Genomic DNA, 11,018 nt, shown 5'->3' on the forward strand with positions numbered 1-11,018 from the left:
TCATGCTCAGCGGCGGGCCGGTGGAGCCCGAACCGGTGATCCGCCGGTTCGACGCGGTGGCGCTGGCGAAAGGCAAGGTGCAGCGAGCCGGTCGCGAGGACGAGGTCCGCCGACTGGTCGGCCTGGGCCAGGTGCACCCGTCCATGACCATCGCGGTGGTGGACCCGGCCACCGGCGAACCGTGCGCCTCGGACGAGACAGGGGAGATCCTGGCTTCCGGACCGAGTATCGGTGCCGCGTACTGGAATGCCCCGAAGGAGACAGCGCGTACGTTCAGCGCCACCGTGGGCGGCCACGAGGGCCGCCGGTTCCTGCGCACCGGCAGCCTGGGCTTTCTGGACGGAGGTCAGCTCTTCGTCACCTGCCGTGTGGACGACCTCATCGTCGTGGAGGGCGTGCAGCACTACCCGTACGACATCGAGGCGACCGCGGCAGCAAGCCATCCCGCCATACGGGAGGGCTGCTGCTGCGCCTTCACCGTCGAGGACGGCGGACGCACACGCCTCGTCGTTCTGGCTGAGATCAACAGCCGGTACCGCGTCATGGCCGCCCCCGTCCCGGACAATCCGTCAGGTGCCCGCGCGATCATCGCGGCGGGCGAGGTCGAAGAAGCCGTCCAGGAGGCCGTCTTCGCCGGGCACGGCCTCCGGGCCGACGATCTCCTCCTGGTCAAGGCCGGTGCGCTGCCGTTCACCACCAGCGGCAAGTTGCAGCGCGCACAGTGCCGGTCCAAGTACCGGGCGCAGGCATTCGCGACAGTCTGAACCTCGCTCCGTGCAGGGGGCGCGCGAACTGTGCGCCGCCTTCTTTCTCTTCCTCCGTTTGGAGTGGTCACATGCGAACCCATCACGAGCACGGTGTCCGATTGCCGGAGACGGTGGCCGGCGAGCACAGCGCACTGCCGACGCTGATCGACCTGTGCCGCACTCGTGCGGCAGCAGAGCCCGACCGGAAGAGCTTTGTGTTCCTGGGCGACGGTGTCGAGGAAACAGCATCACTGACCCTGGCCGAACTCGACCGCCGGGCACGAGCGGTCGCCGTGACGCTACGACAGCAGGTTCCTGCCGCGCGCGCACGCGCGCTGCTCAGTTACCCGCCGGGACTGGATTTCCACGTCGCCTTCCTGGGCTGCATCTATGCGGGTCTGATCCCGGTGCCGGTGGCCCCCCTCGACGGGACGCGGAGCAACGCCAAATGGACTCGGGTGGAGTCGATCGCCGCGAGTTCCGAGCCCTCGCTGTTCCTGTCGACCGGCCCGGTGCTTGCCGCCGCGGAGCACGTCCTCACCGAAACCGACGGGCTCGCCCGACTCAACCGGGTGGCGACCGACGAGGTACACCTGGACCTGGCTCAGGAGTGGAGCCCACCGGTGGCCGAGGCTGAGATGGTCGCCTATCTGCAGTACTCATCGGGATCGACCGGGGTGCCCAAGGGCGTCGCGATCACTCACGGCAATGTGCTGCACAACCTGTCGTTGATATACGACAACACGCGTCGGTCTGCCGACGACGCCGGGCTGCCCCGCCCGTCGTCGGTGTCGTGGCTGCCGCCCCACCACAACATGGGCCTCATCTGCAATGTCCTCGACCCCCTCTTCACCGGCCGGGACGTCACCTTGCTGCCGACGATGACCTTCGTACAGCGTCCGCTCACGTGGCTGCGGGCCATCTCCCGGCTCGGACGCGCGGACAGCTGCGCGCCGAACTTCGCCTACGACCTGTGCGTCCGCCGGGTGACGGACGCTCAGCGCCGGGAACTCGACCTCAGCCGCTGGGAGATGGCCATGGTCGGAGGTGAGCCCGTCCGCTCCGACACGCTCGACCGCTTCAGCGCGGCATTCGCGGAGGCCGGGTTCCGGCGCGAGGCGCTGTCCCCCGCGTACGGCCTCGCCGAGGCGACCGTGATGGTCACGGCCGTGCCGATCGGCCAGGCCCCGGAAGTCCTGCGGCTGGACTCCGAGTCGCTCGCCGTCGGAAAGGTGCGCCCAGCCGCGTCGGCACAGGACAGCCGGGAGTTGGTCGGCTGCGGTCCGATCCATCCGCTGAGCACGGCCATAGCCGTAGACCTGGAGACAGGCAAGCCCTGCGGAGAGGACGAGGTGGGTGAGATCTTCGTATGCGGCCCGAGCGTCGCGACGGGGTATCTGAACGCTCCCAAGGAGACCGCCGAGACCTTCATGGGGTCCCTTCCCGACCAGCCGGGGAAGCGGTTCCTCCGTACTGGTGACCTCGGATTTGTGCAGAACGGGGAGCTGTTCATCACCGGCCGGGCCAAGGATGTCATCATCATCGCCGGCGCCAACCACTACCCGCAGGACATCGAGGCCACCGTCGAGGCCAGCCACCCGGCAGTCCGCGAGTTCGGTACCTGCGCCGTGTCGGTCGATGACGGCGCACACGAACGGCTCATCGTCCTCGCCGAGACGACGGCGGCCGGGGGCGAGATTGGTGATCAAGTGACCGCCCAGGAGATCAAGCGGGAGATCAGGCGCGCTGTCCATGCGGGACACCGCATTCAGGTACACGACGTCGTCCTTCTCAAGCCGGGGACGCTGCCGCTCACGACGACCGGCAAGCTGCAACGGCGCGACAGCCGGGACCGGTACCTCGGGGGTTCCTTCGAGGCGGCCCTCATCGAATGACGGTGCGCCTGCTGCGTATCCGGTGCCCTGGCGGTGCCCTGCCGACCAGGGCACCGTGCGGGTTCACCGACGCCGGATCCCGCCCGGCCGCACGGCTTCCGACGTCCCGCGCATCCGATGGGAACGCAGGGCGGACGTTCACGGAGCGTTCCTCGAACTTGCCTGCTGCCTGATCACCTACCGGCGGATGGAGTCCCTGTGCGGCCACTGGATGACGGCACTCGTCACGTCCGTGGGTCGTAGTTCGGATTCGCCTGATAGGTGCCGGTGAGATTCCCGCACTCATCAACCTCCCATGCCGCGATGATGGCCGTAGGGGGCACCGCTCCATGGTGGGGGTCACTCACCATGTCGCTGTCTATTTCGTACACCCAACCATCCTTTGCAGGGGGGGCGGCTGGTGACGCCGCCTCTGGCCGCATGGGCCCGACCGGTCCGCGTGCGTCGTGTCGCTCACGCGCCTGTTCCACCGACGGACCCGCACGCGGTGCGCCACCGCTTCGCGAGAAGCTGGTCAGTTCCATGGGACGGCAAAAGGCAAAGGCAAGGAGAGCTCTCTCCTTGCCGCTCTCAAGTTATAGCGCGCTGGGGGGCTTGCCGCAAGGCCCGGGTCTCGGCGCAGAATCGTCGGCCGAGGCCACAAGCTGCGGAAACGGGGGCACGACGTGCGGGTGTTGTCGACGAACGGGGGACGCGGTGACGTCGAACCAGTGGTGGGATCGGCAGTGCGGGTGCTCGGCGCGGAGGTGCGGGGGTGCGCGCCGCCCCACTGGGCGGAGCGCCCCGCCGACTCGTCAGAGGGAAGGCAATCGGGGATGAGTACACGCTCGACAAGAGGTTCGACAGAGCTGGAGGCGCCGGTGATTCGGTCGGCCACCGCAATGCAACGGAACACGGCTGCCTCGGAGGTGTCGCGATGATCGAGCAGTACGTGTTGGACCTTCAAGAGGTTGACGAGACGCAGGTCGCGGTCGTCGGCGGCAAGGGTGCGCACCTGGGCGCGCTGTCGCGGATCGAAGGCGTCCGTGTGCCGGGTGGCTTCTGCGTGACGACGGACGCCTTCCGGCGGATCATGGCGGAAGCGCCGTCGATCGACGATCTGCTCGACCAGTTGTCGCGCCTGACCCCGGACGACCGGGAGGCGGTCCGCACGCTCAGCGCGCGGATTCGTCGGACCATCGAAGGGATTGCCGTCCCGGGCGATCTCGCGGCGGCGGTCACCAGCGCGCTCGCCCAGTTCGGCGAGCGAGCCGCGTGCGCCGTCCGATCCAGCGCGACGGCGGAGGACCTGCCGACGGCCTCCTTCGCCGGCCAGCAGGACACGTACCTGAACGTGGTGGGGCCGACGGCGATCCTCCAACACGTCAGCCGGTGCTGGGCCTCGCTGTTCACCGAGCGGGCCGTGACCTACCGCCGGCGGAACGGCATCGACCACCGTACGGTCCACATGGCAGTGGTCGTCCAGCTGATGGTCCTGCCTCAGGCCTCCGGCATCCTGTTCACGGCCGACCCCGTCACGGGCAACCGGAAGGTCGCCACCGTGGACGCCGGCTTCGGCCTCGGCGAGGCACTGGTCTCCGGTCTGGTGAACCCGGACGTCTTCAAGGTGCGAGACGGCGAAGTCGTCGACAAGACGATCGCCGCCAAACAGCGCGCCGTTCACGCCCTGCCGACCGGCGGTACGCGGGAAGTGGCGGTCGACGCGCGGCAGCAGAGGCAACCGGCGCTGACGGATGCGCAGGTCGTGCGGCTCGTGCAGCTCGGTCGGCGGATCGAAGCGCACTTCGGCCGCCCGCAGGACATCGAATGGTGTCTGGTCGATGACGGCTTCCAGATCGTTCAGAGCCGGCCGATCACGACGCTGTTCCCCATCCCCGAGGCCGGCGACCAGGAGAATCACGTCTACGTCTCCGTGGGGCATCAGCAGATGATGACCGACCCGATGAGGCCCCTGGGGTTCTCCATGTGGCAGCTGACGGCCATGGTCCCGATGCACGAGGCCGCCGGCAGGCTGTTCGTCGATGTCACCCGGCGCCTGGCCTCACCCGCGAGCCGCGCCGGCCTCCTGGACGTCATGGGGAGAGGCGATCCGCTGGTCAGGGACGCTCTGGAGACCGTCCTCGACCGTGACGATTTCGTTCCGTCGCTCCCGGACGCGCGTCCCGGTGGACCGTCGGCCAGTGGCGCGCCCGTCCCGATCGAGACCGATCCGGCCATCGTCACCGAGCTGATCGAACGCAGCCGGACGTCCGTCACCGCCCTGGAGCGAGACATCCGGACGAAGACCGGACCGGCCCTGTTCGACTTCCTGCTGGAGGCGTTCGACGAGCACAAGCGAGTCCTCGGTGATCCGCTGAGCATGCAGGCGATCATGGCGGGGATGGAGGCCACGTGGTGGCTCAACGACACCCTGCAGGAGGGGCTGGGCGAGAAGAACGCCGCTGACACGCTCACGCTGTCCGCCCCCGACAACGTCACGTCCGAGATGGGACTGGCGCTGCTCGATGTCGCGGACGTGATCCGCCCGCAGTCCGAAGTGGTGGCGTTCCTGCAGGGCGTCGAGGACGAGGGCTTCTTGGACGAGCTGGCGAAGCTCGCGGGCGGGACCGAAGCGCGCGACGCCATCGAGGCCTACCTCGACCGGTACGGCATGCGCTGCGTCGGCGAGATCGACATCACGCGGCCACGGTGGCGCGAGCGCCCCACCACGCTCGTGCCCGTGATCCTCGACAACGTCAGGAACTTCGAGCCGGGCGCCGCAGAGCGACGCTTCGAGCGAGGGCGGCGGAAGGCGCGGATGAAGGAGCAGGAGGTGCTGTCACGCTTGCGGGCCCTGCCGGACGGGGACCGGAAAGCCGACGAGACCAAGCGGATGATCGACCGGGTCCGTACCTTCATCGGATACCGCGAGTACCCGAAGTACGGCATCGTCAGCCGCTACTTCGTCTACAAGCAGGCCCTGATGGACGAGGCCGAGCGCCTTGTGAAGGCAGGCGTGCTTCGGGAGAAGGACGACGCCTTCTACCTGACGTTCCAGGAACTCCACGACGTCGTGCGCTCGCACCAGGTGGATGACCAGCTCGTCCAGCAGCGCAAGGAAGCGTTCCGGTCGTACCACGCGCTCACCCTGCCCCGGGTGCTCACATCGGATGGTGAGGCCGTCACCGGGGCGTACCGGCGCGACGACGTTCCGGCCGGTGCCCTGATCGGCCTGCCGGTTTCCGCCGGGACCGTAGAGGGACGGGCCCGCGTCATCCTCGACATGGCGGAGGCCGATCTCGAGGCGGGCGACATCCTGGTCACGACCTTCACGGACCCCAGCTGGTCGCCGCTGTTCGTCGCGGTCGCGGGCCTGGTGACGGAGGTGGGCGGCCTGATGACCCATGGCGCGGTGATCGCCCGGGAGTACGGCCTGCCGGCCGTCGTGGGAGTCGATCAGGCCACCCGGCTGATCCGGGACGGGCAGCGGATCCGCGTGCACGGAACCGACGGGTACGTCGAGATCCTGCCTTGACCGACCACACCGAGAAGCCCCATCCGTAGCTAACGACCAAACAGCGCCGAGGAGTTGATGACCACCCCATGACCGCAGCGCACTACGCGCACACGCGGACATGACCGTAACCGTTCCGCTCCGCGTCAGGACCGGGCGAGGACGCAGAACTCGTGGCCCTCCGGGTCGGCCAGACACGTCCACGGGACGTCGCCCTGGCCGACGTCGAGGTCGGTGGCGCCGAGGGCTCGAAGGCGGGCCACCTCCGCCGCCTTGTCGTCACCGGGGTCCGGCACCAGGTCGAGATGGACGCGGTCCGGCACGGTCTTCGCGCCGGTGCGGTGGAACTCCAGATACGGGCCGACACCCTTGGCGGAGCGCCACACCGCTTGATCGTCTGTCGCCTCGTGCAGGGTCCAGTCCATCGCCTCGTCCCAGAACGCGGCCATGGCCCGCGGATCCACGCAGTCGACCACCACCCGCGCGATCGGCCCCGTGTCCCGGTAGACCTCCCGGGGCTCCAGCACGCAGAACTCGTTGCCCTCCGGGTCGGCGAGGACCGTCCACGGCACATCGCCCTGGCCCACGTCGGCGGGGGTCGCACCGAGAACCTGGAGGCGCGCGACCAACTCCGCCTGATGGGCCGCGGAGGTGGTGGCGAGATCGAGGTGCACACGGTTCTTCGTCGGCGTCTTGGGTTCCGGGACGGCGATGACGTCGACACAGACGCCGACGGGGTCCAGCCAATCGAAGCCGACGGGTTTGGCCGCGGTCGCGCCGGGTTCCGAGCTGGAGACCTGCCAGCGGAGTGCCTCTGCCCAGAAGCGGCCGACCGCCGAGTCGTCAAGTGCCTTGATGTTCACCAGGACAGGTCGCAGCGTCATGCCGGCGATCCTATGCACGCGCTCTGCCTCCGCGCGGCCCAGGACGATGTGAGACCCAGGACGGGGTGAGGCCCGGCGGATCGACCGACGGCCGGGCCTGGAGGCTCACAGGCGATGCCTGTTGTTGGGCAGGATCGCTCGCAGTGAGCGGAGCGCGGTGCGTCCGTACGGGGTGAGGAGCATGAGCCCGGACAAGAGAGCCGTGCTGGCCAGGGCGAACATCAGGCTTCGCAGTGAGTGCAGTTCGAGTACGTCGAGGATGCTGAAGGCCGTCCCCAGAGGTAGCCCCAAAATGGTGAGGATCCCGAGGGCGGCTCCGATCTGTCGACTCTCCTGCGTCTGGACAAGCCGGTTGAGTTCACTGATTTCCGTGACGGCCTGCTCGTAACGTGTGGTCATCCTGTGCTGCTGCTGGAAGGTCTGGAGAATGCTGTTGGTCCGGCTGTCGGAGGATATCTCCTGCTTCCAGTGGGTGCCGCGGAACACCGCCAGGTCGCTTTCGAGCGCCCCGAGTTGTACGGCAAGATTCCGGGAACTCAAGGAGTCCGACACCTTGCGGGCCATCCTTTCCAGCCGGTCGTTCTGGAGGATCCCGAACAGAAGTGTGTCCAGATAGAGGCCTCTTACGTAGAGCTCGCAGACGGAATGAAACGAGTTCCCGGTGCGCAGGCCGACAAATGCGGCCCCCTGATTGAGGATCAGGTTCCTCCAGGACGCGGAGTGGTTCATCGCGTGTGCCATGAGCTGCTGGTGACTCTCGGGATGTGGCGGGTAGTCCACCAGCGCCGTCCGAGAGGCAAGAGTGAACAGCCACTGGTCTGCGGGATCCCAGGGAACGCCGGCCTCCGACGGATACACGTTCGGCAGCGGCGCGTGCTGTGGTGTGACAAGGGCGAGCGTGTAGGGAGCCTCCCACGTCTTCAGGTGGACGAACGGGAAGGAGGCGTGCCCCGGCCAGGTGATGGTGACAGAGGGACCGAACAGGTCGGCTCCGGGCAGCTCCCACTGCGGAGCCTTGGGCCGCCCGGCGAAATACCGGACGACATCGAGAACCTCGGTGTCATCGATCCGAAGATGCAGGATCACGTGAGCGCTTCGCTCATCGCCCCCGGTATCGGCGAGCTGCAGCTCCACCGCGAGCAAGGGCGCGTCGGACGCGCTCCGAGGTGCGAGGCGATGCCAGCGGCGTGGTGCCGCCGATGTGCCATAGAGCAACCTGGAAACAGCGGGCAGGAAGTGGGAGCTCCTCATGTGAAGATGCGCGCAGAGACCGTCGTACTGAACGGGAAGGGGGCCGGGTAGCCAGTCGTCCGACGGGACCGCTGTGGTGAGCCTTGCGGGGAGAATGACGACGAGGACGTTTCCCACACAGGCAGTGCTCACGTGACCCCCTGGAATGTCAACTACGTGGACGCGGCGATCGTCAAGGCCCGCACGGTGACACCCCGCCTGTCACTCCCCGCCTGTCACTCTCCGTACGGTTCCCTCCGGGCGTGGTGTTTCAGTGCCCATCGCATCGTGCGGTGCTGTGTCCTCTACCCGCTGCGACAGGAATGCATCGCTCGTCACCGCTGAGGAGTGGCGGTGACTCCGGGCGGAACGCCGTCGAGGAATCACCGCCAGGGTTCAGAGCCCGGTGACCTTGGCGTTCGCCGTCAGTTCGTAGACCAGGGTGACCGTGCGCCGGCCGCCGGGTGGGACAGTGAGGTTCCAGCGGACGATGCCGTCGGCGTCGAGGGCGTCGGGGGCGGGGGAGCAGTCTTCTTCGCGCAGGCGTGTCTGCACCGCCGAGATCTCGGAGACCGGGATCCGTTCGCGGAGGACGATCACGCGATCGCCGTGTTCGTCGGGGGTGGAGAACCGGGACAGGTGGAGGCGGACGGTGCGGGTGAGCACGGTGCGCTGTGTGATCGTGGAGGTGTCGCGGGTCTCGTCGGTGTGCCGGGTGACCCGGTGGTCGTCGCGGCTGCCGTAGCCGAGTTCGACGGGGGCGCCGGGGGCGGTGAAGTCCAGGGTGCCGCGGCCGCTGAACCGGCTGCCGAGGACGAGGTCGACGGGGCCGGCGAGCAGGGCGTGGCCGGACAGGTTGTCGCATCGCACCACTTGCGTCACCAGCGGGGACAGCTCGGGTGCGCAGGCGTACTCACTGCTCGCGGTCGTGGTGAAGGCGGAGAGCGGCACGCGGTGGGCGCGGCCGTCCGAGGGCACCGTGACCGCTGTGGGGGAGTGCAGTACCCGTACCTCGCCGCCGTCGTCCACTCCCGGCAGGCCGAGCACGGGGGTCGGGCCCAGGTCTGCGATCTCCTCCTCGCGCAGCTCGACATCGACGGTCCGGCGCTCTTGGGAGGAGCGGTCCTGGAGCCTGAGCCGGTCCTCGCTCAGCCGGGGGGGATCGGTGGCCAGTGCCGAGCGCGCCGTCGACAGCGTCAACCGTACGTCCGACCAGTCCTCGCCGGTGCGCTGCCAGACCGTCGCCTCGGTCTCCAGCGTGAGGCGTTCCCCGTCGAGGACGGCGCGGTAGGCGGGCCGCCACAGCGCACACGCGGTGAGATGGCTCAGACGCAGTCCTGCGGGCCCGGCGGCCGCGGCCTCCACGGTCAGTTCGATGTGGCCGGTCAGCTCTGCGGGCTCCTCCTCGGCCAGGGTCAAGGCCCCTTGGACTGTGGCGAGTTCGGTGCTGAGGGAGTCCAGACGGGCTTCCACGGCGCGCAGTTGCTCGCCGTAGGAGCCGCGCTCATCGTCCACACGGTCCAGTTCCCTGGTCCAGCGGGGCCCGTCGAGCTCTCCCGAGCCGGCGCCTTCGCCGACCTCCCGCAGCAGATCGGCGGCGAGACGGCCGAGTGTGTCGAGGCGGGCCCGGAGTCGGTCGCGCTTCCGCCTCAGGGCGACCAGGTCCTCTTCGAGGGTGTGCACGCGGTGGCGCAGGGCGGAGTCGTGGTCGCCGGGCCGGGGCCCGCGCGGCGTCCAGCCGCGGACGATCCGCACGTCGAGGACGGTCGCCGGGTGCTCGGCTGTCAGCTCGGCGTGCAGCGTACGGTCGACGGCCAGCGCGCTGACGGGCCCCAGACGCAGCCGCTGGACTCCGGCCCCGAGGTCGAGCACGGCGGTGCGCTCGACGTGGGCGCGGTCCTCCAGGCAGGTGACGGCGGTGACGGGGAGGGGGATCGGCTCCGGTGCCGTGGACATGGGGTGCGTCAGCTCCTGCGGTTGCCGCCGGCCAGGGCCTTGGCGGACGGGATACGGATCTCGTAGCCGCCGTCGAGGGCGGTGGTGGCGCCGGCGGGCAGGTCCACGCGCCAGACGCGTGTCCCAGCGGCATGGTGTTCCCCTTCCGCGTCGTCCGGGGGCGTGGTCCAGTCGGCCCGTTCCTCGATCCGGACGTCCGTGTCGGAGGCGACCGGAACCCGTTCGAGGACCTCGACGGTGGCCGGTCCGGCGAGCCGGCTGGCCAGCTCCACGTGGACGCGGTGGTCGAGCACGGTGGTGGTGTTGCGCAGCCCCGAGGTCGACTCGTGCAGGTTCGTACGACGGGTGACCCGGATGCCCTCGGCCGGGCCGAGCCCCACCCGGCACTCACCGCCCGGGGCGAGCGTGGGCAGTGCGGCGGTCAGCAGGAACTCGTCGTCGGCGGTGACCTCCACCGGTCCGGCCAGCAGGGCCTGGTCGGTGGCGTTGGCGAGCGCCAGCGTCGCGTACACGGTCTGCTCCACGGACGGCACGCACAGGTACTCGGTGCGCAGTCCGACCGGGATCTCGCCGATGGTGACGGTGTGCCAGGTGCCGTCCGAGGGGACGTCCGCGCGGGCGAGGGCGTCGAAGCGGTGGTCGAAGGAACCCGCCGACTCGCGGGGCCGCACGGCGTGCCCGGGCAGCGGCAACGACGCCACCGTCTCGGCGCGGCGGCGGTACTCGGCCGCCACCGGGTCGAAGGCGGAGTCGGGGAACAACCGGCCCCGGCGCCCGTCCTGCTCGGCGGGGCCGCTCAGGACGAGGGTGGAGC

Annotated in this window: 6 protein-coding genes and 2 pseudogenes; 4 read left to right on the forward strand and 4 right to left on the reverse strand. The window is 69.2% G+C overall.

The features are described 5' to 3' along the window. The 4 genes and pseudogenes from ACFWBT_RS37650 to rph all read left to right on the forward strand — a co-directional run. Positions 1-764: pseudogene (locus tag ACFWBT_RS37650) on the forward strand (hypothetical protein); the annotation flags it as partial. A gap of 71 nt (positions 765-835) precedes the next feature. After that, positions 836-2,641: a fatty acyl-AMP ligase gene (locus ACFWBT_RS37655; protein ID WP_385707700.1), complete on the forward strand. Its 1,806-nt coding sequence runs from the start codon at positions 836-838 to the stop codon at positions 2,639-2,641. A gap of 109 nt (positions 2,642-2,750) precedes the next feature. Further along, positions 2,751-2,843: pseudogene (locus tag ACFWBT_RS37660) on the forward strand (IS5/IS1182 family transposase); the annotation flags it as partial. Positions 2,844-3,557: 714 nt separating this feature from the next. Further along, positions 3,558-6,155, forward strand: a complete 2,598-nt coding sequence (gene rph / locus ACFWBT_RS37665) for a rifamycin-inactivating phosphotransferase (RefSeq protein ID WP_385707701.1) — start codon at positions 3,558-3,560, stop codon at positions 6,153-6,155. Positions 6,156-6,280: 125 nt separating this feature from the next. Here the strand turns inward: rph and ACFWBT_RS37670 are convergent, their stop codons facing one another. The 4 genes from ACFWBT_RS37670 to ACFWBT_RS37685 all read right to left on the reverse strand — a co-directional run. Then, positions 6,281-7,018 carry a VOC family protein gene (locus ACFWBT_RS37670; protein WP_385707702.1) on the reverse strand — a complete coding sequence of 246 codons (738 nt, stop codon included), beginning with the start codon at positions 7,016-7,018 and terminating at the stop codon, positions 6,281-6,283. 105 nt (positions 7,019-7,123) lie between these two features. Continuing rightward, entirely contained in the window at positions 7,124-8,152 is a 1,029-nt protein-coding gene (locus ACFWBT_RS37675) for a hypothetical protein (RefSeq protein WP_385707703.1), read from the reverse strand. Between the two features lie 492 nt (positions 8,153-8,644). Next, positions 8,645-10,204, reverse strand: a complete 1,560-nt coding sequence (locus tag ACFWBT_RS37680; RefSeq protein ID WP_385707705.1) for a mucoidy inhibitor MuiA family protein — start codon at positions 10,202-10,204, stop codon at positions 8,645-8,647. An 8-nt stretch (positions 10,205-10,212) separates the two neighbouring features. Continuing rightward, positions 10,213-11,018, reverse strand: an 806-nt coding sequence (locus ACFWBT_RS37685) for a DUF4139 domain-containing protein (protein ID WP_385707707.1), incomplete at its 5' end; no start/stop codon positions are given.

The sequence above is a fragment of the Streptomyces sp. NPDC060027 genome, from assembly GCF_042737005.1.
Taxonomy (GTDB): Bacteria; Actinomycetota; Actinomycetes; order Streptomycetales; family Streptomycetaceae; genus Streptomyces.

What these genes read in the sequence shown, in the direction of transcription:
- ACFWBT_RS37655 (WP_385707700.1), top strand. Translation starts at nt 836, where the DNA reads ATGCGAACCCATCACGAGCACGGTGTCCGATTGCCGGAGACGGTGGCC.
- rph (WP_385707701.1), top strand. Translation starts at nt 3,558, where the DNA reads ATGATCGAGCAGTACGTGTTGGACCTTCAAGAGGTTGACGAGACGCAG.
- ACFWBT_RS37670 (WP_385707702.1), bottom strand. Translation starts at nt 7,018, where the DNA reads ATGACGCTGCGACCTGTCCTGGTGAACATCAAGGCACTTGACGACTCG.
- ACFWBT_RS37680 (WP_385707705.1), bottom strand. Translation starts at nt 10,204, where the DNA reads ATGTCCACGGCACCGGAGCCGATCCCCCTCCCCGTCACCGCCGTCACC.